The organism is Candidatus Accumulibacter cognatus (genome assembly GCF_000584975.1).
In the GTDB taxonomy this organism is placed as follows: Bacteria; Pseudomonadota; Gammaproteobacteria; order Burkholderiales; family Rhodocyclaceae; genus Accumulibacter; species Accumulibacter cognatus.
Window position 1 is genome coordinate 17,609 of the sequence record NZ_JDST02000011.1, and the last position, 21,833, is coordinate 39,441.

Annotated in this window: 20 protein-coding genes; 13 read left to right on the forward strand and 7 right to left on the reverse strand. The window is 60.4% G+C overall.

What is annotated here, in order from left to right; translation table 11 throughout:
• Window positions 1–194: 194 nt before the first annotated feature.
• From gatB to gatC, 3 genes are all read right to left on the reverse strand, one after another.
• The gene (gene gatB / locus AW06_RS02905; RefSeq protein ID WP_034945299.1) at window positions 195–1,646 is read right to left on the reverse strand and encodes an Asp-tRNA(Asn)/Glu-tRNA(Gln) amidotransferase subunit GatB; all 1,452 of its coding nucleotides are present in this window, start codon (window positions 1,644–1,646) and stop codon (window positions 195–197) included.
• Window positions 1,647–1,740: 94 nt separating this feature from the next.
• Window positions 1,741–3,210, reverse strand: a complete 1,470-nt coding sequence (gatA, locus tag AW06_RS02910; RefSeq protein ID WP_034945302.1) for an Asp-tRNA(Asn)/Glu-tRNA(Gln) amidotransferase subunit GatA — start codon at window positions 3,208–3,210, stop codon at window positions 1,741–1,743.
• Window positions 3,207–3,503: an Asp-tRNA(Asn)/Glu-tRNA(Gln) amidotransferase subunit GatC gene (gatC, locus tag AW06_RS02915; protein ID WP_034945305.1), complete on the reverse strand. Its 297-nt coding sequence runs from the start codon at window positions 3,501–3,503 to the stop codon at window positions 3,207–3,209. The genes gatA and gatC overlap by 4 nt, the downstream gene beginning before the upstream one ends.
• 102 nt (window positions 3,504–3,605) lie before the next feature.
• Between gatC and AW06_RS02920 the strand changes: the two genes are divergently transcribed.
• Genes AW06_RS02920 through AW06_RS02945 form a run of 6 tightly spaced genes read left to right on the forward strand, consistent with a single transcriptional unit; the run spans window position 3,606 to window position 10,316 of the window.
• Window positions 3,606–4,649, forward strand: coding sequence for a rod shape-determining protein (locus AW06_RS02920; protein WP_034945308.1), 1,044 nt, complete (start codon window positions 3,606–3,608; stop codon window positions 4,647–4,649).
• A gap of 54 nt (window positions 4,650–4,703) precedes the next feature.
• Window positions 4,704–5,636, forward strand: coding sequence for a rod shape-determining protein MreC (mreC, locus tag AW06_RS02925; RefSeq protein WP_034945311.1), 933 nt, complete (start codon window positions 4,704–4,706; stop codon window positions 5,634–5,636).
• Window positions 5,637–5,641: 5 nt separating this feature from the next.
• Window positions 5,642–6,166, forward strand: coding sequence for a rod shape-determining protein MreD (mreD, locus tag AW06_RS02930; protein WP_034945314.1), 525 nt, complete (start codon window positions 5,642–5,644; stop codon window positions 6,164–6,166).
• Window positions 6,167–6,201: 35 nt separating this feature from the next.
• On the forward strand, window positions 6,202–8,145 hold the full coding sequence (gene mrdA / locus AW06_RS02935) for a penicillin-binding protein 2 (RefSeq protein WP_273704331.1): 1,944 nt from the start codon (window positions 6,202–6,204) through the stop codon (window positions 8,143–8,145).
• Between the two features lie 3 nt (window positions 8,146–8,148).
• Window positions 8,149–9,255, forward strand: coding sequence for a rod shape-determining protein RodA (gene rodA / locus AW06_RS02940; RefSeq protein WP_034945317.1), 1,107 nt, complete (start codon window positions 8,149–8,151; stop codon window positions 9,253–9,255).
• Complete coding sequence (locus tag AW06_RS02945) at window positions 9,252–10,316, forward strand: septal ring lytic transglycosylase RlpA family protein (protein ID WP_034945321.1); 1,065 nt, start codon at window positions 9,252–9,254, stop codon at window positions 10,314–10,316. The genes rodA and AW06_RS02945 overlap by 4 nt, the downstream gene beginning before the upstream one ends.
• Here AW06_RS02945 and AW06_RS02950 read toward each other — a convergent pair whose 3' ends face one another.
• Window positions 10,317–11,234 (reverse strand): GAF domain-containing protein, encoded by a 918-nt coding sequence (locus tag AW06_RS02950; RefSeq protein ID WP_034945324.1) that lies wholly within the window; start codon window positions 11,232–11,234, stop codon window positions 10,317–10,319.
• 197 nt (window positions 11,235–11,431) lie between these two features.
• Between AW06_RS02950 and AW06_RS02955 the strand changes: the two genes are divergently transcribed.
• The 4 genes from AW06_RS02955 to lipA all read left to right on the forward strand — a co-directional run bounded on the left by AW06_RS02955 (window position 11,432) and on the right by lipA (window position 14,602).
• Window positions 11,432–12,565, forward strand: a complete 1,134-nt coding sequence (locus AW06_RS02955; RefSeq protein ID WP_034945327.1) for a D-alanyl-D-alanine carboxypeptidase family protein — start codon at window positions 11,432–11,434, stop codon at window positions 12,563–12,565.
• Between the two features lie 99 nt (window positions 12,566–12,664).
• Complete coding sequence (locus tag AW06_RS02960; protein WP_034945330.1) at window positions 12,665–12,934, forward strand: DUF493 domain-containing protein; 270 nt, start codon at window positions 12,665–12,667, stop codon at window positions 12,932–12,934.
• A gap of 59 nt (window positions 12,935–12,993) precedes the next feature.
• Entirely contained in the window at window positions 12,994–13,617 is a 624-nt protein-coding gene (lipB, locus tag AW06_RS02965; RefSeq protein ID WP_273704332.1) for a lipoyl(octanoyl) transferase LipB, read from the forward strand.
• Window positions 13,610–14,602 carry a lipoyl synthase gene (gene lipA, locus AW06_RS02970; protein ID WP_138677612.1) on the forward strand — a complete coding sequence of 331 codons (993 nt, stop codon included), beginning with the start codon at window positions 13,610–13,612 and terminating at the stop codon, window positions 14,600–14,602. The genes lipB and lipA overlap by 8 nt, the downstream gene beginning before the upstream one ends.
• Window positions 14,603–14,619: 17 nt before the next feature.
• Here lipA and AW06_RS02975 read toward each other — a convergent pair whose 3' ends face one another.
• On the reverse strand, window positions 14,620–15,138 hold the full coding sequence (locus AW06_RS02975; protein WP_138677611.1) for a hypothetical protein: 519 nt from the start codon (window positions 15,136–15,138) through the stop codon (window positions 14,620–14,622).
• 295 nt (window positions 15,139–15,433) lie between these two features.
• Here AW06_RS02975 and AW06_RS02980 point away from each other — a divergent pair, with 295 nt between their 5' ends.
• Genes AW06_RS02980 through AW06_RS02990 form a run of 3 tightly spaced genes read left to right on the forward strand, consistent with a single transcriptional unit; the run spans window position 15,434 to window position 18,620 of the window.
• Entirely contained in the window at window positions 15,434–15,922 is a 489-nt protein-coding gene (locus tag AW06_RS02980) for a septal ring lytic transglycosylase RlpA family protein (protein ID WP_273704329.1), read from the forward strand.
• Between the two features lie 55 nt (window positions 15,923–15,977).
• Entirely contained in the window at window positions 15,978–17,126 is a 1,149-nt protein-coding gene (gene prpC / locus AW06_RS02985; RefSeq protein WP_034945333.1) for a 2-methylcitrate synthase, read from the forward strand.
• A 42-nt stretch (window positions 17,127–17,168) separates the two neighbouring features.
• A complete protein-coding gene (locus AW06_RS02990; protein WP_034945336.1) occupies window positions 17,169–18,620 on the forward strand; it encodes a bifunctional 2-methylcitrate dehydratase/aconitate hydratase in 1,452 nt (483 codons plus the stop codon).
• A 16-nt stretch (window positions 18,621–18,636) separates the two neighbouring features.
• Here the strand turns inward: AW06_RS02990 and AW06_RS19775 are convergent, their stop codons facing one another.
• Together AW06_RS19775 and AW06_RS21435 are read right to left on the reverse strand one after the other, a co-directional pair.
• Window positions 18,637–19,965 (reverse strand): reprolysin-like metallopeptidase, encoded by a 1,329-nt coding sequence (locus AW06_RS19775; protein WP_138677610.1) that lies wholly within the window; start codon window positions 19,963–19,965, stop codon window positions 18,637–18,639.
• 678 nt (window positions 19,966–20,643) lie between these two features.
• Entirely contained in the window at window positions 20,644–21,681 is a 1,038-nt protein-coding gene (locus tag AW06_RS21435) for a GFA family protein (RefSeq protein WP_337958732.1), read from the reverse strand.
• Window positions 21,682–21,833: the final 152 nt, after the last annotated feature.

Sequence of the window (21,833 nt, forward strand, 5' to 3'; positions counted from 1 at the left end):
ACTGCTCCGCGCCGCCGTAGCCGCCCGCGATGCAGCGCGGGCCGTGGGAGGGGTCGGGGGGTGAGATGGGGAATTCGCAGAGCATGCTCTGCGCCCATCGAACGATTCCGGCGTGCAAGCCGGAATGCGCCCAGCAAGGGAGGGAAACGGTCATGACTTTCAGGATCGGGGGGTGCCTGGAAAAGTCATGACCGTTAGCCGAGTTTGCTGCGCAGCAGGTCGCTGACGCGCTGTGGGTTTGCCTGGCCTCGCGTCGCTTTCATCACCTGACCGATCAGTGCGTTGAAAGCCTTTTCCTTGCCGGCCCGAAACTCGGCAACCATCGCCGGGTTGGCGGCAAGCAGTTCGTCGAGCAGTATTTCCAGAGAGCTGCTGTCACTGATCTGCTGCAGGCCCTGCCTGGCGATGATCTCGTCAGCCGAACCGCCTGCGCCGTTCCACAGGGAATCGAAAACCTTCCTGGCGATATTGGTCGAGATCGTGCCGTCGCCAATGCGGGCGATCAAGCCGCCGAGTTGTTCTGCCGAGACCGGCGACTCGCCGATTTCGCGGTCTTCCTTGTTGAGGCGGGCGGTCAGGTCGACCATGACCCAGTTGGCGCAGCTTTTGGCGTTTGCCTGGCCGGCCGTGGCCACGGTGGTTTCGTAGTAGCCGACCAGTTCAAGCGAACTGGTCAGGACCCTGGCGTCATAGGCGGAAAGCCCGTAGTCGGCCATCAGGCGCTCGCGCTTGGCGGTTGGCAACTCGGGCAGTTGTGCACGAATCTCCTCGACCCATGGGCGATCGATAACCAGCGGCAGCAGATCCGGATCGGGGAAGTATCGGTAATCGTGGGCATCTTCCTTCGAACGCATGGAGCGTGTTTCACCGCTGACCGGATCGAACAGGACCGTTGCCTGCTCGATGCTGCCGCCATCTTCAAGGGTGGCGATCTGCCACTGCACCTCGTAATCGATGGCTTGCTGCATGAAGCGGAAGGAGTTCAGATTCTTGATTTCCCGGCGAGTACCGAAATGCGGCTGGCCGACGGGGCGTACCGAGACGTTGGCGTCACAACGGAAGGAGCCCTCCTGCATGTTGCCATCACAGATGCCGATCCAGCGCACGAGTGCGTGCAAGGCCCGGGCATAGGCGACTGCTTCGGCGGAAGAACGCATGTCGGGTTCGGTGACGATTTCCAGCAAGGGCGTTCCGGCACGGTTCAGATCGATACCCGAGCGCTCCCGGAAATGCGGTCCCAACCCTTCATGCAGGGACTTGCCGGCATCCTCCTCGAGGTGGGCGCGGGTCAGGGAAACCGTCTTTTCGCTTTCGCCGACCTGAATGGCCAGTTTGCCGCCCAGGACCACCGGCCACTCGTACTGGCTTATCTGATAACCCTTGGGGAGATCAGGATAGAAGTAGTTCTTGCGTGCAAAGACCGAGTGCCGGGCAATTTCGCCACCGACCGCGAGGCCGAAGCGGATCGCGCAGACTACAGCGCCCCTGTTCAGCACCGGCAGGACGCCGGGCAGGGCGATGTCGACCGCGTTCGCCTGGATGTTGGGCGCGGCGCCAAAGGCAGTCGAACTGCCCGAAAAAATCTTGGCCTGAGTAGACAACTGCGCGTGCGTTTCGATACCAATGACGACTTCCCACTGTTTCATCACTGCTTACTCTTTCTTCAAGAAGCGTCGGCGAAGTGCCTGCCGGTACCGACCGGAAGAGGGCACGCCGACCGCATGTGCAGACTGCCGTGCCTCAGTCAAATCCGTCTGGCCGCCGCAAATGCCAGGCGTTTGCCTGCTGATAGCGGTGGGCGATGTTGAGCAGCCGGGCCTCGGTGAAATAGTTCCCGATCAGTTGCAGGCCGGCCGGCAAGCCGCCGGCAAAACCGCAGGGGATCGAGATTCCGGGCAGGCCGGCGAGGTTGACGGCAATCGTATAGATGTCGGACAGGTACATCTGCACCGGATCGGCCGCTTTTTCGCCGAGCTTGAAAGCGGTACTCGGACTGGTCGGCCCGATGATCACGTCGCATTTCTGAAAGGCACTGGCAAAATCCTTGGCAATCAGGCGACGGATGCGTTGCGCCTGCAGGTAATACGCATCGTAGTAGCCGTGCGACAGGACATAGGTCCCGATCAGGATGCGCCGCTTGACCTCGTCACCGAAGCCCTGCGCGCGACTCTTGCAGTACATGTCGTTGAGATCCTGGTACGCCGGTGCGCGATAACCGTATCGAACGCCGTCAAAGCGCGCCAGGTTCGAACTCGCTTCCGCCGGGGCGATCACGTAGTAGGCGGCCACTGAAAGACCCATGCTCGGCAGGTTGATGGCGACGGTTTCGGCGCCAAGCTGGCGGTACTCGCCAATGGCCGCCTCGACCAGTTGCATCACTTCGGCGCTGCAGCCGCCGCCAAAAAACTCTTCCGGCAAGCCGATCTTCAATCCGGCCAGTGGTTTTGCAGTACTTGCGGCATTGATTTCACGGCCGTAATCTTCGGCTGGGCGGTCGAGACTCGTCGAATCGCGTTCGTCGAAGCCGGCCATGGCGTTGAGCAAGGTGGCGCAGTCGGCAGCCGAGCGGCCAAGCGGTCCGGCCTGGTCGAGTGAAGACGCAAAGGCGACCATGCCGTAGCGCGAGATGACGCCATAAGTGGGCTTCATCCCGGTCAGGTTGCACAGTGCCGCTGGCTGGCGAATCGATCCGCCGGTGTCGGTGCCGGTGGCTGCGGGTGCCAGGCGTGCGGCGACCGAAGCGGCCGATCCGCCGGAAGACCCACCAGGAACGCAACTGCTGTCCCAAGGGTTATGCACCGGTCCGTAAAATGAGGTTTCATTTGACGAACCCATCGCGAATTCGTCCATGTTGGTCTTGCCGAGCATCACTGCGCCGGCGGCCTGGAAGCGGGCAATCACTGCAGCATCGTAGGGGCTGACGAAATTGCTCAGCATTTTCGACCCACAGGTGGTCAGCCAGCCCTTGGCGCAGAAGATGTCCTTGTGCGCGATCGGGATGCCGGTCAGCGGTCCGCCCGTGCCTCTGGCCAGGCGCTCGTCGGCGGCACGCGCCTGGGCAAGACTACGGGCCGGATCGACGGTGATGTAAGCATTGAGTCGAGGATTGTGGCGGGCGATCCGGTCGAGGTACAGTTGCGTCAGCTCGACGCTCGAAATCTCCTTGTTTGCCAAGGCGGTCGCCATCGCCTGGAGGCTGTACTCGATCATTCGATGACCTTTGGCACCAGGTAGAGTCCGCCCTCGGTTTCCGGTGCGATGGCCTGGAAAGCGGCGCGCTGGGCAAGCTGATCCGACTCGGTGACCCGGTCGGCGCGCAGGCGCTGCGCCACATCCTGAGCATGCGCCATGGGCCCGATGCCTTGCGTATCAACGGCCTGCATCTCTTCGATCAAGCCGAAGATCTCGTTCAGATGGCCGAGTGTGCGATGTGTTTCGACATCGCTGATTTCGATCCGGGCGAGGTGGGCGACGCGCCGGACCTGTTCTAGGGTAAGCGACATGGGCGGAAATTACCAAGTTGTTAAATGAGTGGGCCATATAAGGTATCATAAAAGTTTTTCCAACCGCAGCCCTTGCTGCGGGCCATCACGGATTTATCAAGCATGATCAGTTTTTTGCGCAGTTATTTTTCCAACGATCTGGCGATCGACCTAGGTACGGCCAATACGCTGATCTATGTGCGATCGAAAGGGATCGTTCTCGACGAACCGTCGGTGGTCGCCATTCGTACGCAGGGTGGGCCGAACTCCAAGAAAACGATTCAGGCTGTCGGCAAGTCAGCCAAGGAAATGCTTGGCAAGGCGCCTGGGGCGATCACGGTGATCCGACCGATGAAGGATGGTGTGATCGCCGATTTCACGGTCACCGAGCAGATGCTCAAGCAGTTCATCAAGAAAGTTCACGACTCGCGGCTATTGTCGCCGTCACCGCGGATCATCATCTGTGTGCCTTCGGGTTCGACACAGGTCGAGCGCCGTGCGATTCGCGAATCGGCGATCGGTGCCGGTGCGAGTCAGGTTTTTCTGATCGAGGAACCGATGGCGGCGGCGATTGGCGCGGGTCTGCCGGTGTCCGAGCCGACGGGTTCGATGGTCGTCGATATTGGCGGCGGGACCACTGAAGTCGGCGTCATTTCGCTCGGTGGCATGGTCTATGCGGGTTCGGTACGCGTTGGCGGTGACAAGCTCGACGAGGCGATCATGAACTACATCAGCCGCAACTACGGCATGCTGATCGGCGAGAACACCGCCGAAAACATCAAGAAGAATATCGGTTCGGCGTTTCCTGGCGCCGAGGTGCGCGAGATGGAGGTTTCGGGAATCAACAAGGCGGAAGGTATTCCCCGCAAGTTCACCATTTCCTCGAACGAAATTCTCGAAGCACTGACCGAGCCGTTGAACAGTGTCGTTTCGGCGGTCAAGTCGGCGCTTGAAAAGACTCCTCCCGAGCTTGGCGCCGACATTGCCGATAAGGGTATGGTGCTGACCGGGGGGGGAGCCCTGCTGCGCGACATCGATCGCCTGCTGATGGAGGAGACCGGTCTGCCAGTGATCGTTGCCGAAGAGCCTTTGACCTGCGTTGCCCGAGGCTGTGGCATGGCGCTCGAGAAGATGGACAATCTCGGGAGCATTTTCGCTTCCGATTGACGCGCCACGGTGCGTGGCGTGATCGCCACACCTTGTCAACTCCAGGCCTGATTGATGGACCACCAGCCGCCACCGTTTTTCAAGCGCGGGCCGGCACCTTTGGCGCTGCTGTCGTTTTACGTTGCGCTGTCGGTTGCACTCCTGGTGGTGGACGCGCGCCTGCAAACGCTGGAAGTATTGCGGCAGGCGCTGTCCATGTTCACTCATCCGGTGCAACATCTGGCCCAGATGCCAGCACAGTTTCTCGATAACGCCGGGAATTATTTCGTCAGCGTGTCGCGTTTGCAGGATGAAAATGCCCAGTTGAAACGCGCCCGCCTGGACAACGTAGCGACGCTGCTACGCACCCAGCACCTGGAAGTCGAGAACCAGCGTCTGCGCAATCTCCTCGGCGTCAAGGAGCGGCAGCAGGCCAGTGGTCAACTGGCGCAGATCCTCTATTCGGCGCGTGATCCCTATTCGCGGCGTATCGTCATCGACAAGGGGCAGCAGGACAAGGTGGTTTCCGGGCAGCCGGTAATCGATGACGCGGGCATCGTCGGTCAGGTGACCAGAGTGTTTCCCTTTGTCGCTGAAGTCACGCTGATTACCGATAAGGAGCAGGCGGTGCCTGTACAGATCGTTCGCACCGGCTTGCGTTCGGTGGTTTTCGGTCTGGGCAACGGCCAGCTCGAACTGCGTTTTCTGCCGGCCAACGCCGACGTCAAGGATGGCGACGTGCTTGTGACCTCGGGACTGGACGGCATTTTCCTGCCAGGCTTTCCGGTCGCCAGGGTAGTGCACATCGAACGGGATACCTCCTACTCATTTGCCAGGATCTTCTGCATGCCTTTGGCCGGCGTCGAGAATTTCAGCGAAGTGATGATCCTCGACCCGCGTCCGGCGGTGGTCTTGCCGGAGCAACTCGTCCGGGAGGCTGCCGGTCGGGAAGCCAGGTCGCCGGTGCGATCCGGACAGGCAAAGAAGAAACGTCTGAAAAAGGACTGAACCCAATGCAAACCAGCAGCTATTCCTCATCGCGAATCCTCTTGCCGGTACGCCCGTGGTTCATCGGCTTCAGCTTGCTGGTGGCGCTGTTGCTGAATTTCCTGCCGACTACCATCTGGCACGGCGTGCCCGACTGGCTGGCGTTGTTGATCGTTTTCTGGAGCGTTCGCGAGCCACGCCGGGTCGGCATGGGCTTGGCTTTCGTTTTCGGCGTGGCCATGGACGTTGCCGATGCCAGCCTGCTCGGACAGCACGCGCTGGCCTATGTCCTGGCGGCTTACGGCGGCTCCTCGCTGTCGCGCCGGATCCTGTGGTTTCCGCTCGGGCTGCAAGCCTTGCAGGTGCTGCCGCTGCTCCTGCTGGTCCAGTTGGTGCAGTTCAGCGTGCGCCTGCTCGCCGGCGCCGATTCGCCGGGCATCAGCTATTTCCTCGGACCCGTCCTTGGGACGCTGCTGTGGCCCTTGCTGACCTTCGTCCTGCTGCTGCCGCAGCATCAGCCCGTAGACCGTGATGCCAACCGACCGCTCTGAGTCCGTGCGGTACTGTCGGCGCCGTGTTCGCCGATATGCGGGACAGCGGTCATCGATCCGACGTCATCGCTGAGGGTTTCACCTTGCTGGCTGGTCAGTTACCGTTGAATGCCACCGATCGCGAACTGTCTCGCTTCCGCTTCCGGATCGCCCTGGCCGGGGTTGCGGTGTTCGCGGCTTTCATTGTCCTGATCGTGCGCTTTGTCCATTTGCAGGTGCTTCAGCACGCCTACTACACCACCCGCGCCGAGGACAACCGCATTTCCCTGGTGCCGATCGTTCCCAACCGTGGCGTCATCGTCGATCGCAATGGTACGGTCCTGGCGCACAATTACTCGGCTTTCACGCTGGAGATTACGCCCTCGAAGGTCGTGGACCTAGAAGCGACGATCGAAGGCCTGGGCAAGGTGATCGAGGTCCTGCCCAAGGATCGCAAACGTTTTCGCAGGTTGCTCGAGGAGAGCAAGAATTTCGAAAGCCTGCCGATTCGCACGCGCCTGAGCGAGGAGGAAGTCGCTCGCTTTGCGGCCAATCGTTATCTCTTTCCCGGTGTCGAGGTCAAGGCGCGCCTGTTCCGCCAATATCCGCTGGGCCCGATCGCTGCGCACGCCATCGGCTACATCAATCGCATCAACAAGCGCGACCTCGAGATCATCGAGGAAAATGAACAGGCGGCGAACTACAAAGGCACCGACCACATTGGCAAAACCGGACTGGAACAGAAGTACGAATATCAGTTGCATGGCCAGACTGGCTATGAACAGGTCGAAATCGATGCGGGCGGACGGGCCATTCGCAGTCTGTCGCGGACAGCACCGGTACAGGGCAGCAACCTGACACTGACGCTCGATGTCAAGCTGCAGGAAATGGCCGAAAAGGCCTTTGGCGACCGCCGTGGTGCGCTGGTGGCGATCGAGCCTTCGAGCGGAGGCATTCTGGCGCTGGTGTCCACTCCTTCCTTCGACCCGAATCTCTTTGTCGATGGCATTCGCAGCGACGACTGGGAGCTGCTCAACAACTCGCCAGACAAGCCGATGCTCAACCGCGCGCTGAACGGCGCTTATCCGCCGGGTTCGACCTTCAAGCCGTTCATGGCGCTGGCGGCGCTGGAAACCGGCAAGCGCACGCCTGGACAGACGATTTCCGATCCCGGCTTCTTCAACTTTGGCGGGCACCAGTTTCGCGATGACAAGAAAGGGGGGCACGGCAGCGTCGATATGTACAAGTCGATCGTCCATTCCTGTGATACCTACTACTACATGCTCGCCAACGACATGGGCATCGACAGCATCGCTCGCTTCATGGGGCAGCTGGGTTTCGGTCAACGCACAGAGGTGGACATCGAGGGGGAATCAGAAGGTGTGCTGCCGTCGCCGGACTGGAAGAAGCGTCGTTTCAAGCGACCCGAGCAGCAGAAGTGGTTTGCCGGTGAAACGATCTCGATCGGCATCGGTCAGGGTTACAACGCCTATACCCCGATCCAGCTGGCGCAGGCGACGGCCACCGTTGCCAATAATGGGGTCATGTTCCGGCCGCATCTCGTCAAGTACATCACCGACAGCCGAAGTGGCGAGCAGACGATGATCGAGCCGGAGCCGCTGCGCATCCTGCCGTGGAAGCGACAGAATGTCGAGACCATCAAGAAGGCGATGATCGGCGTCAACACCGCGGGCACTGCCGCGCGCGCTTTTGCCGGTGCTGGCTACGTCTCGGCAGGCAAGACCGGCACAGCACAAGTCTTCAGCCTCAAGGGAGCGGAGTACCGGGCCTCGAGTATCAAGAAGGAGTTGCGTGATCACGCGCTGTTCATCGCCTTTGCGCCGGCAGACCAGCCGAAGATCGCGTTGGCCGTGCTGGTGGAAAACGGCGGTTTCGGTGCCCAGTCGGCGGCGCCGATCGCACGCATGGTTTTCGATTACTATCTGCTTGGCAAGCTGCCCAAGGGGGCAGCTCAGGAAGACGATGTCGAGGAGGACTAGCTGATGTTGCCGCCGTTGCTGCACCGCGTCTGGGTGCGTCTGATCGGACACCTCGACGGACCCTTGCTGCTGATCACTGCATCGATCATGGCCATTGGTCTGGCAACCGTCTACAGCGCCACCTACGACGCCAGCAATCGCCTGCTGGCGCAGACCGTGAACATGGCGGTGGGCTTTTGTGCGATGTGGCTGGTGGCGCAGTTGCCGCCGCAGAAGCTGATGGGCTTCGGGGTGCCGCTCTACGTGCTCGGCGTGATCCTGTTGATTTGCGTATTTTTCTTCGGGGTCAAGGTGAATGGGGCAAGACGCTGGTTGTCACTCGGGTTTACCCGCATCCAGCCCTCGGAGGTGCTGAAGATTGCCGTGCCGCTGATGCTCGCCTGGTACTTTCACAAGCACGAAGCAATGCTCAGATTCCGCCATTATCTCTTTGCCTGTCTGCTGTTGCTCGTCCCTTTCGCGTTGATTGCCAAGCAGCCTGACCTCGGAACGGCCATTCTCGTCGGTGCTGCAGGCTTCTACGTCATCTTCCTGGCCGGTCTGCCCTGGCAGGTGATCTTTGGCCTGTCCGCTGCGGCGGCGGCAGCGGCACCTTTCGTGTGGACGATGCTCCATGACTACCAGCGCAAACGCATCCTGACCCTGATCGATCCGACCAGCGATCCGCTTGGGGCGGGTTATCACATCATCCAGTCGACCATTGCCATCGGCTCGGGTGGCACATTCGGCAAGGGCTGGCTGGAAGGGACGCAGACCCACCTCGAATTCATCCCCGAGCGCCATACCGACTTCATCTTCGCCGTTTTCTCCGAGGAGCGCGGTTTGCTCGGCAACAGCATCCTGGTGTTGCTCTACTTTCTGTTGATTGCGCGTGGCCTGATGATCGCTGCCAAAGCCTCGACGCTGTTCGCGCGTGTCATGGCCGGCTCGGTAACCCTGAGCCTGTTCACCTACGTGTTCGTCAATATGGGCATGGTCAGCGGCATTCTTCCGGTGGTCGGGGTGCCGCTGCCATTCATGAGTTATGGAGGAACGGCGCTGGTCACCCTGTCGGTCGGCATCGGCATCCTGATGAGCATCCAGACGCACCGGATGCTGGTTCGAAAATGAGGCGCGCGGAGTGTGGGCTGGCTGGGCTGGCCAAGCGGCTGCCGTACACCGCGGCACTTTACCTGTTGCCATGGCTGCTCGCAGCCTGTGGTGGTCAGCCATCGCGTCCGCTCGAATCGGGGGTGCGCACCGCCGAGCCGGCCAAGGCGCCGGTGAAGATGGTCAGGAAGGCGAACGTTCTGCAGAAGCGAGGGGGCGCCTATTACAAGGACGATGGCCCGGGCGACGAGTTTCCCGACAATCTCGATGAGATTCCCGATGCGCAGCCGCGCCTTGAACCACTGCATCGCTTCGCTAACCGTCCGTATGTCGTTCTCGGCAAGGCCTACGAGCCGCACGCCAGTCTCAGACCCCATCAGGAGCGCGGTGTGGCGAGCTGGTACGGCAAGAAGTTTCATGGACAACCCACGTCGATCGGCGAACCCTACGACATGTTCTCGATGACCGCCGCACATCCGACCCTGGCGATTCCCTCGTATGCCCGGGTGACCAACGTCAGCAATGGAAAATCAGTGGTCGTAAGAGTGACCGATCGCGGCCCCTTCCATGCGGATCGGATCATCGACCTCTCGTATGCGGCCGCTTACCGATTGGGGTACGTGGACAACGGCAGCACCCAGGTTGAAGTCGAGTCTATTCTGCCAGTCGGCGCGACCACGATGAGCTACGCGCAGGTGATGCCGGCGCCACGCCCAGCACGAGCGATAGTCAACCCGGTGGAGCGAGACGAGATTGAACTGCTGGCGGCCAGACTGGGGTCCGACAAGGCGGCCACATCATCCCCGCTGGTGAGTGTAATGCCGACAGCGGCTACCGCGTCCGCAAGTCTGCGCGGCGTCTTCCTGCAGCTGGGTGCTTTCGTCAGCGCTGAAAATGCCGAAAGCTTGCGCTCACACCTTTTGCGTGAACTGGACTGGCTCAACGAGGAGATCCAGGTCAACGCAGGTGGCGGGATGCACCGCGTTCATCTAGGTCCGTATCCTAGCCGTGTCGATGCCGAAAAAGTTGCCGAAAGGATTCGTCTGGCGCTCGGGTACAAGCCCACCCTGGTGGCGCGCTGATCAGCCGTTGTCGCGGTCGAGCAGGCGGAATACCCCCTGCACGATCTTTTTTCCCTGCTCGAGCTGCACCACTTCGCTCCTGATTTCAATCGGAATGCGCTTGCCGTCGCGAGCAAGCATTTCGCTGTGTACCGACTCGACGCCGCTGGTCCTGGCCAGCCGCTTGCACAAATCGCGGATGTCCATGCTTTCACCATGGTAATGGACTACATCATTGGGCTGAACGCCGAGAAGCTGTTGCAACGGTCGGCCGAAGAGCTTTTCCGCCTGAGGGTTGGCTTCGAGAATATTCCCGGTATGGGCGTCGGAGATCAGGATGGCGTCACGCGCACTCTCGAACAGTGCGCGTCGCAGCTGGTTGGCACCGCGCAGCTCTTCCTTGACCGAAACCAGTTGGTTTTGCAGCAAGGCCTGGCTGACCAGACTGGCGACGGCGTGAGCGAACAGTCGCTGCACCGAAGTCCAGGCTGAGTGCGGTCCGACGCGCTCGATGCAGAGCACCCCCTGCAGCTCGCCATCGGCATGAATCGGCGAGTTGATGACGGCACTGATGCCGTTCAACAGCAGATAGTCGCGGCTGAATTCCTGGGTCGACGGATGCTTCATCGCGTCATCGGCAACAATGGGTTCGCCCTTCTGAAGGGCACGGAAATATTCCGGGTAGCGAACTGCGCGCAGCGTCACGCCGCTGCTATGCCGGTCGCGGGACAGCTCGTAGAGATTGATGCATTCGAGGTTTTCTCCTTGCGCACTCAAACCCCATAGACTGACGCGCTCGATGTTGAGTATCCGGCTGGTGGTGGCGGTGAGCTGGCGCAGGGTTTCGTCGAGGTGATGACCGGCAAATCCTCGTTTCGACAGTTGCGCAAACGCGCCTTGCAGGTCGATGGAGCTCGAAAGAGGTCGGAAGGGTGGCAACAATGGAGTCCAGCAGCGCCCGCTTGCGCGTGTGTTTACATCCGGAAAAGTATCCCAACTGTACGTTCAGGTTGGCCTGTCAGGGTATGGAGTAAATCACGGAAGCGAGGAATCTCCTGCTTGGCTGTGCCGCATAACGCATACGGATGTGGCTGGAATGACTTGCTATAATCGCTGCTTTGCCAAGAAATCCCACCATGCTCAAGCTCCGATCCCTGCTTTTCGTTCTGTTCTGCCTTCCCATTCTGGCCAGTGCCCAGCAACTGCCGGCGCCGCCGGTACTGGCGGCCAAGTCATGGCTGCTGGTCGAATCGGCGTCTGGACAGGAACTGGCCGGACAGGCTGCGGATCAGCGCCTCGAGCCAGCATCACTGACCAAGCTGATGACCGCCTATCTGAGTTTTGCGGCGATCAGGCAGGGGACGATCAAGCTTGATCAGACTGTCCCTGTTTCCCAGAAGGCCTGGAAAACAGGCGGTTCAAGAATGTTCATCCAGGTCGGCACGGAGGTCAAGGTTGAGGATCTGCTGAAGGGCATGATCGTCCAGTCGGGCAACGATGCCTGTGTCGCACTGGCCGAAGCCATTGCCGGCGACGAGGGGAACTTCGCGCAGATGATGAATCGTGAGGCGCAGAGACTGGGCATGAAGGGATCGAGTTTTCGCAATTCGAGCGGTTTGCCTGATCCGCAGCACTACACGACGGCACGCGATCTGGCGATTCTGGCTGATGCCCTGATTCGTGATTTTCCTGAAGAGTACGCCAGGTACTACTCGATGAAGGAGTTTCGCTACAACAATATCAGGCAGCCGAATCGCAACCGCCTGCTGTATATCGACCCGACCGTCGATGGTCTCAAGACCGGTCACACCGAGGCGGCGGGTTATTGCCTGGTCTCGTCGGCGAAACGCGGTTCGCGTCGCCTGGTTTCGGTGGTGCTCGGTGCTGCGTCGGACAGCGCGCGTGCGCAGGAATCACTGAAGCTGCTCAACTTTGGCTTCCAGTTCTATGATGCCGTTCAACTGTATGCGAAGAACGAACCGGTGACCACACTGAAGGTCTGGAAGGGCAAGGAGAGTACGGTCAGGATTGGCTTTCCAAAAGACCTCGTCATGGCCGTACCCAAGGGTTTCGGCTCCAGAATCAGGACCGAACTCGTTGCGCAGCAGCGGCTGATGGCGCCGATCGCCCTCGGGCAGGTTCTGGCCACCCTGAAGGTCAGCATCGATGACAAAGCTTACGGCGAGTACCCGGTACTGGCGCTTGAGGAGGTACCGGCAGCAGGCATTCTTGGCCGCACGATCGACAGCATCCGTCTCTGGTTTAACTGACTCCGCATGCGGTATCCACCCATCGGTGTGTCTGAATGTCGTTGTGAGAATGGAGGCTGGGGATGAGCGCTAATCGCAATCCGGCGAGCCGGAGCACCGATGTCTGACGACGCAGACAGCCTGTTCGAGTTTCCCTGCGCTTTCCCGCTGAAGATCATGGGAGCGGCCAGCGATGCCCTGGTGCAGGCGGTACTCGAAGTCGTGCTGCGGCAGGCGCCGGATTTCGATGTCGCGACGATGGAGGTGCGTTCTTCATCGGCCGGCAACTATCTTAGCCTGACCTGCACCATCAATGCCACCAGCAGAGCGCAACTCGATACGCTCTATCGGGAACTGAGCAGCCATCCGCTGGTCAAGATCGTTCTGTGAACCCGGCTGGTCAGTGCGGTCCTGTCGATTCGGATGGTTTCGCTGGCGATCCGGTGCCGATCTCCAGCTCGCTGCGGGTCCGTCATCTTGGCTGTACCGATTACCAGCAGACTTGGCAGCAGATGGTCCGCTTTACGGCTGCGCGTAGCGAACAGACGGTCGACGAGCTGTGGTGTTGCGAGCATTTACCAGTGTTTACCTTGGGTCAGGCGGGCAAACCGGAGCATTTGCTGGCTGACCTGGGCATCCCGCTGCTGAAGACCGACCGGGGTGGCCAGATTACCTACCACGGCCCGGGCCAGGTGGTGGTCTACCTGCTGCTGGATCTGAACCGAAGGAAGCTGAAAGTGCGCGAGCTGGTGGCGGCGATCGAGCAGGCAGTGATCGATTTGCTGGCCGAGCATGGCGTCGCCGCCGAGCGGCATGGCGGTGCGCCGGGGGTCTATGTGGGCGTAGCCAAGGTGGCGGCACTCGGCCTGCGTGTCCGCAAGGGATGCTGTTACCATGGCGTCAGCTTGAACGTTGCGATGGACCTGTCGCCGTTTGCGGCAATCAACCCCTGCGGCTACCCTGGCCTGCCGGTGACGCAGACAAGCGATCTCGGCATCAAGCTGATCCCCGCACAAGTGGCCACGGCGCTCGCCGGACATCTCGCGGGACAACTGGAGTCAAGCAATGAGTAGTCAGGATGATGGGCAGGCAGGGCAGGGAACGACAAGGGCAGGAGCCAGGATAGCTGGCGTCAAGGAAAGGGGCGAACTGAAAACGGCTCGCATTCCCATCAAGATCGTTGCGCAGACCCCACAGCGCAAGCCTGACTGGATTCGTGTCAAGGCGGGTAACGATGCGGGTCGTTTCGGTGAAATCAAGAAAATGTTGCGCGAACAGAAGCTGCATACCGTCTGTGAAGAAGCTGCTTGTCCCAATATTGGCGAATGCTTCGGCCGCGGTACGGCGACCTTCATGATCCTCGGCGACATCTGTACGCGCCGCTGCCCGTTTTGCGATGTCGGCCACGGCAAGCCACTGGCGCCCGACGTCAACGAACCGGCCAATCTTGCCGACAGCGTTGCCCGGCTCAAACTTCGCTATGTGGTGATCACCAGCGTCGACCGCGATGACTTGCGAGATGGCGGCGCGCAGCATTTTGTCGAGGTCATTGCCGAAGTGCGGCGCCGTTCGCCTGGCACGACCATCGAGACGCTGGTCCCCGATTTCCGGGGTCGCATGGAGATCGCCATCGAGGTGTTCGGGCAGGCGTTGCCCGACATCCTCAACCACAACCTGGAGACGGTGCCGCGCCTGTATCGCCAGGCTCGACCCGGCGCCGATTACACGCATTCACTGGCTTTCGTCAAAGGCTTCAAGGCGCGCTATCCGCAGGTGCCGACCAAATCGGGACTGATGGTCGGACTAGGCGAGACCGACGACGAGATCCTCGAAGTGTTGCGAGACCTGCGTGCCAACGATGTCGACATGCTGACCATCGGCCAGTACCTGGCACCTTCCGCTCATCACCTGCCGGTACTGCGCTACGTCCATCCCGAGACTTTCAGGATGTACGAGAGGGAGGCGTTGGCAATGGGCTTCACCGGGGCTGCCTGCGGTCCGATGGTGCGCTCCAGCTATTGGGCGGATGTGCAGGCGCACAGCGCCGGCGTCGCCTGATCCGGGGTATCCGATACTCAGCTGTAGCGGATGAAGCGCGCCGGATAGCGGGCCGTGGCCCAGGCCAGAAACAGATATTTGACCGTCTTGCCGATACCGACCGCGATCAGAATGCCCAGTGTCGACACGTCGGCCAGGGCGCAGAAGAGTAGTGCGGGGGTCTGCGGGATCGGCGAACCGGCAATGATCAGCATGGCAAGCAGGCCCCAGCGCTGGAGCCATTCGCTGGCCGTTTGCCAGGCCTGCGAATGCATCATTTCCGGGTAGTGCGAGACGACAAATTCCGACCCCAGGTAGTGGAAGATCTCGACCAGCGCGGCGGCGCCAAAGCCACTCGCGATGCCGCAGAGCAGGCCGAGCGTGCGCCAGCGCCTGGGCGATAGCAGGACCGCCGGGATCAACACGGCGACGAAAGGAAAGGTGAAGGTCATGGTCGATGAGAAGGCGATCGCCGTTACCACCAGCGAATAGTAGCGATGTGCCACGCTGCGCATCAACAGCCGTCGCAACCAGTCGGGAATAGCGTGCGTATTCATGCGGTCGATAAGCCCGGTCGATCGATTCCGCATGCGCCGGCTGCGCGTGGCGATCGCGCGGGCACCAGCCTGATGGACGGGCGACTTGTGCGCGTGCCGACGCGCAGGATATGCTTACGTTGGAAAAGCTGCCGCTTTGCCAATTGCCACTGGGGAGTCACCATGCGACACCTTGCAGGAAGAGTCGGAATTGTAAGCGTTCTCTTGATCAGCGCGCAGGCAGTGATGAGGCTTGTCGACCGGTCTGGCCTACAATCGTTCTGGCTCTTGCGGCCACCTTGAGGAGTCAGATTCTTTGAAACTTGTTTTTGCAGTGCTGGCTTTGCTTCTTTCTGGATTTGCTTTCGGAGATTCCTTTCCAGTCCTGGGTTCGCCGGGTGAATGGCCCGATACGTCACCGATCCTGAGCGGACGAGCCAGCTTTTACGGTACCGCTTTTAGCGGGCGCAAGACGGCTTCCGGCGAGCATTTTGATCACCAGACCATTTCCGCAGCAAGCAATCGCTTTCCCATGGGCACGCTGGTGGCCGTTCGCCGTGTCTTGTCAGCGCGTTGCGTGGTGGTCAGGATCAATGATCGCATGGGACATCGCAGTCGGCTGATCGACCTCTCACGTGAGGCGGCGGTACGTCTCGGGATGATTGAAGTGGGGGTCACCGAAGTGGAAGTCGTGGCGTTGCCAAAATACCTGAAAGGCCACGAAAACGCCTGTTCTCTCGCCTTCATGCCTCCGCCACACCTGCATGCCAGCGACGAGCCAGGTACGGGAATTGCCAAGAAGTGAGCGTGCGTGCGCTCAGGAACCGAGGGGTCTGTCAATAAGAGGAGGGGAATACGAGGTGAAAGAGAGTGAACTTCCCAGGGTCAAGAAATCCGTCGCGTTGTCGGGTGTGGTTGCCGGCGACACGGCGATCTGTGCGGTGGGGCGCATTGGCAACGATCTGTATTACCGTGGTTACGATGTCATTGCCCTGGCCGAGCATGCCACTTTCGAGGAAGTGGCCTATCTGCTGCTCTACGGGCGCTTGCCGAGTCTGACCCAGCTCAACCAGTACAAGAAAAAACTCAAGACGCTACGTGGATTGCCGGTGATGCTGCGGCCGATGCTGGAGAGCCTGCCGGCCTCGGCGCATCCGATGGACGTCTTGCGTAGCGGATGTTCGGCGCTTGGCACGATTCTGCCGGAGGCGCAGGATCATAACCCCGGTGCTGCGCGTGAGATTGCCGACCGGCTGATTGCCAGCTTCGGGTCGATGCTGCTCTACTGGTATCACTGGTCGCATAACGGCCGGCGCATCGAGACCGAGACCGATGACGACTCGATCGCTGCGCACTTTCTCCATCTCTTGCGGGGCAAGGCCCCGACGGCGCTGCAGGCGAGCAGCCTCGACAAGTCCCTGGTGCTCTATGCCGAGCACGAGTTCAATGCCTCGACCTTTGCTGCCCGGACGATCACCGGCACCGGTGCCGACCTGTATGCGGCGATCAGCGGTGCCATCGGCGCGCTGAGTGGCCGTCTGCACGGCGGTGCAAACGAGGTCGCTTTCGAGATCCAGAGCCGTTATAACGACGCCGAGCACGCCGAGCAGGACATCAACCGCCGCCTCGAGAACAAGGAAATCGTCATCGGTTTCGGTCACCCGCTGTATACCATCGCCGATCCGCGCCACAAGGTCATCCGCGCCGTCGCCGAGCAATTGTGTATCGCGGGAGACAACCGGGTACTGTTCGACATCGCCAGTCGAATCGAGGCCGTGATGTGGGAGCAAAAGCGCATTTTTCCCAATGTCGATTGGTTTTCGGCCGTGGTATATCACATGCTGGCCGTTCCCACCCCGATGTTTACCCCGCTGTTTGTCATTGCCCGCACCAGCGGCTGGGCAGCGCACGTCATCGAGCAACGCATCGATGGAAGAATCATCCGCCCCTGGGCCAACTACATCGGACCGGAGGAGCAGAAGTTTGTCTCTCTGTCAGAACGATGTTGAACATTCCGCGGGGCAGTTGCTCCGCAACAAGAGAATACAGACATGAGCACACGCATTCCCGCCACACGTCCCGCACCGGACCAGGTACTGGTCGATATTGCCGACTACCTTCTCGACTTCAGGATCGAGTCGAGAGCGGCCGTTGAAACAGCGCGCTATTGCCTGATCGACGCGCTGGGTTGCGGTCTCGAAGCGCTTGCCTACCCGGCCTGCAGCAAACTGCTCGGGCCGGTCGTCCCAGGCACCATCGTCCCCGCCGGTGCCCGGGTTCCCGGCACCGCATTTCAACTCGACCCGGTGCAGGCGGCCTTCAACATCGGTACCCTGATTCGCTGGCTGGACTTCAACGACACCTGGCTGGCCGCCGAATGGGGGCATCCCTCGGATAATCTCGGGGGAATTCTCGCGACTGCCGACTGGCTGTCGCGGACTCGCGTCGCCAGCGGGCAGGCGCCGCTGCTGATGCGCCAGGTCCTGGAAGCGATGATCAAGGCCTATGAGATCCAGGGGGTGCTATCACTCGAAAACAGTTTCAATCGTGTCGGGCTGGACCACGTACTGCTGGTCAAGGTGGCGACTGCTGCGGTATGCACCTGGCTGATGGGCGGCGAACGAGAGCAGATCATCAATGCCGTTTCGCAGGCCTTTGTCGATGGTCAACCGCTGCGCACTTATCGGCACGCGCCGAACACCGGTTCCCGAAAATCCTGGGCGGCGGGCGATGCCACCGCGCGTGGCGTATTGCTGGCGCTCATGTCGTGCAAGGGCGAAATGGGTTACCCGTCGGTGTTGACTGCCCCGACCTGGGGATTTTATGAGGTTCTGTTCAAGGGACAGCCGTTCCGCCTGTCGCGTCGGTATGGCAGCTACGTGATCGAGAATGTGTTGTTCAAGATCAGTTTCCCGGCCGAGTTCCACGCTCAGACGGCGGTCGAGTGTGCGGTGGAACTGCATTCGCAGGTGCGTGGACGGATCGACGGGATTGCCAGGGTACTGATTCGCACCCATGAATCGGCGTTGCGCATCATCGACAAGCAGGGGCCGCTCTTCAATCCCGCCGACCGCGACCACTGTCTGCAATACATGGTCGCTGTCGCGCTGATCAAGGGACGGCTGACTAGCGAAGACTACGAGGATGCGGCTGCCTCCGACCCGCGTATCGACGACCTGCGTGCGAAGATCGAGGTCCGCGAAGAACCCAGGTTTTCGGCGGACTACCTGGACCCGTCCAAGCGCTCGATCGCCAATGCCGTGCAAGTCGTGTTCGCCGACGGTAGCCGGACCGCGGAACTGGTCTCCGAATATCCGCTGGGGCACTGTCGACGCCGCGCCGAAGGTATTCCCGTACTGGTCGAGAAATTCCGGGCCCATCTGGCGCGTCGGTTCTCACCGGCACAGCAAGGCCGCATCGAAGAGTCCTCACGCGACGTGTACCAACTCGGCACGCTGGCAGTGCACGATTACCTCGACCAGTATGCCCAATATGCGCCCTGATCGGTTCTCGATAAAATCAGATAAAACCGATGCCGGCTTCGGATAGACCGACGAGATCTATGTTGGCCGCGTTCTGCGCAGTGTCGGCGGCCAGCACGCCCAGGCTGGCCGGCGTATATGCGCCACTGTCGAGCAGACTGGTGAAGAAGGCCAGCGTGTCGGGCGAGGGCGCGCTGCCGATCACGTTGGTGTATAGCAGGGTCACCACCGCCTGGTGGCTGGCGCCGGCGCCGAGCCGGGCATCCAGCGCAAGTTGCATCAGGCTTTGGTAGGACATGCCGCCATCGAGCAGACCCAGCCCGATGCCGACATAGGCAGGATTGTCGACCGCGGCTGCGCCGAATACGGCCCCCAATACCTTGGCAGTAGTGCCGGCATGGCCGTTGATGTCGATCGCCAGGTGGCGGTCGGCAAAATGCAGGCGCTCGATACCGTACAGGAAATCGTGGCCATCTTTGCCGGAAGTGTCGCTGACCGACCAGTGATCGTCCGTCATGGCTACCGCATAGTGTCCGGCAGGACCGTCGTAATGGGCGGTGTCCTGACCGCCGCCACCGCTCAACTGATCGTCGCCGGCCAGGCCCTCGAGCACGTCGTTGCCACTGCTTCCGGTCAGGGTATCGGTACCGAGCGTGCCCACCAGATACTGTCCTTGGCTGCCCTGGCCGAGCGCGTTGCCCAGGCCGTCACCCCCATAGAGAAACATCAGCGCCGCAATGTCGTAGGGCGAATAGTCGCTATAGGGTCCGCCTGCATGGTTATAGGACATCAGCGTGTTCGCCGTGTGGTCGTTGGCCTCGCTCAGCTGCGCGCTGCCCGAAAAGGGGTGCTTCAACCCCAGCGCATGGCCCAGTTCGTGCAGGAGCACCTCGTAGCCGGCCGAGCCGGCAGTGGGGGCGAGGTTGCTGGCTGCGAAGTCGGCATTGTCAAGGTAGATGTAGGCGTCCGCCGTGTAAGTGATGATCGTGTTGTCGTCGTCGAACGAGTAGTGGCGGCGCGTTGAGCAGATGCCCGCGGTGCTGCTGCTGGTGATGATGTCGGCGGCAGCGAAATGGAGATCGGCCACAGCGCCGTCGGCGGTGGCCACGAAGGTGATGCCGGTAATTTGTGTCAGCCGGTTGAGAGCCTGTACCGCGGCGGCCTGTTGCGTGGCATTGAAGGCCACCGGTGCGGCGCTGATCGTGCTGCCGATGTCGCGGCTGTTGCCGTCGTTCAGCGCGAAGGTATAGAAGAGCGTATTGCGAGCGGGAGTCACCCAGTTCCAGCCGGGGCTGCTATCCAGGAGGGCATCGATGTGGATCAGGCCGGACGCGGCCGGCGTATTAATGTCAGTGACGGTGGTCATGTGATGTTTTGCAGTCCTTCCATGATCAGGAAGCTCAAATCATACCCTTACGGATAACTCATTGAGCCTGTTTCGCCGACTTCGTGCCTGTCCTGAAACCACGATTCTGCAGCTGTTTGCGATGCGGAACGCGGTCGACTGGCGAGAATGCGGCATCATCCGGGGAAACCGACCGCCGCCGAACCTTACTCGAGGCCGAGGTTATCGTGGAACGGCTGAACCGGAAACTGATCGGCTGTGCGAATGACTCCTAGCTGTGTCCGGTCAGTCCGGCCTGTCGGGCGATCAATACCCACCTCACGCAGCGGCTCTGCCAGTGGGGTCATGCAAGAATCACCAGTTCTCCCACGACAGGCAATGGCCGACCGTCTTGCTCCAGCATGGGGACGACGCAGCCTTTGGAGTCATGGCGCATGATGACTTGACCTCCAGATTAGCGCAGCTTATCGAAACCCAGCCGCACCAACGCCCGTACTACCAGATCGTTCGGCGAACACATATACACATCAGGCGACTCCCATGTCGGACTTCTGCCACCGAAAGACCACGGGCGCCTGACTCATTTTTCTCATATGTCGAAGACATTTGCGTAAGCGATTGCCCTGTCCTGCTGTCCGAAATTGCCAAGCCACCTCCCTGCGCTTGCTATTCAGCAAATTGGCACTTAAAAGGAGTGGCTTAAGAGGCATCCGGTGCCTGCAGAAGCGCGATGAACTCAGAAAGATTTGGCAACTCGTCATAACAAGCCCCATGAAGAGGGGTGGAGTCCCATGAGGCTTTGGAAGCCACACATAGATGGGCAACGACCTCCAGACCACCGTTGCTTTCAAGTAGTCCAGCGGGAACCCAGAAGTACGGCAGATTCCTGAGTGGGTTGGGCACCGGAGAGCCGCAGGTGGAACAAAAATCAGACCGGAACCCTGATTCTTTCTGCCACGATGAGATGAGCTCAGCGCCACGAAGCCACCGGAATTTTCCATTCGGAATGATGGTGGCTGCATTGGATAGCGAACCACCCTGCCTTCTGCAAAGTGAGCAATGGCATTGGTAGAGCCTGAGATGCTCTCGATCGATTTCAAACTCGACTTGTCCACATAGGCAATGGCCGCGCATGGGATGATTCCGATGTTTAACGTTGAAGGTAACCGGCCGCCTAAGCGCGAAGCGCGGAGGGAATTCGCAAGAGAAGCTTGCGGGCGGTCCGGTTGACCGAGTTGGCGCATGGCTACGTTCACGAAAATATGCGTCCAGCCATGCAGCCTGGCCAGGAGTGTCCGGCACGGGCACACCACGAGCTTGTGTCAGAGCAGGAAACACTTCAACGGGTGGCACGCCCAGGCCAAGAAGGACACAACCACAAATTAGGCCAGATCGGCCAATACCGGCCCGACAATGAATTGCGACAGCGGTCCCGCCGCGAAGGCGAGAAAGTAGACCCTCAACGAAAGCGGCGGTCTCTCGAACGGACTTCGGAGTCCCGCGATCCGGTAGCGCGAAGGACAAGAACTCTATTCCTTTCTCTTGGCATAGGGCTCTCTCGTCAGAAAGGCCCAACTCACGCACCTCTTTCGGCTCAAGCAGCGAAACAACGGTTCCAATATCAACAAGACTCCAGCCCGCGACTTCATCAGCTAACCAATCTCCTGATCGGGGACGCGGCATCATCGCCAAGCGGGCCGGTCTGACTCTAGAAATCCAGTAGATGTCAGGAAGCATGGGGACGCACTCTAATGAACGGGCTTAGCCGCGCGCCGGCTGGTGGCGCATCGGCTGCAGCGATTTGATTGGCCATAATATAAAGCTCACTCCTGATTCAAACAGCATGTATATCCTCCGGTGTTTCATCCCAACTGAAGTTTAGACACTCG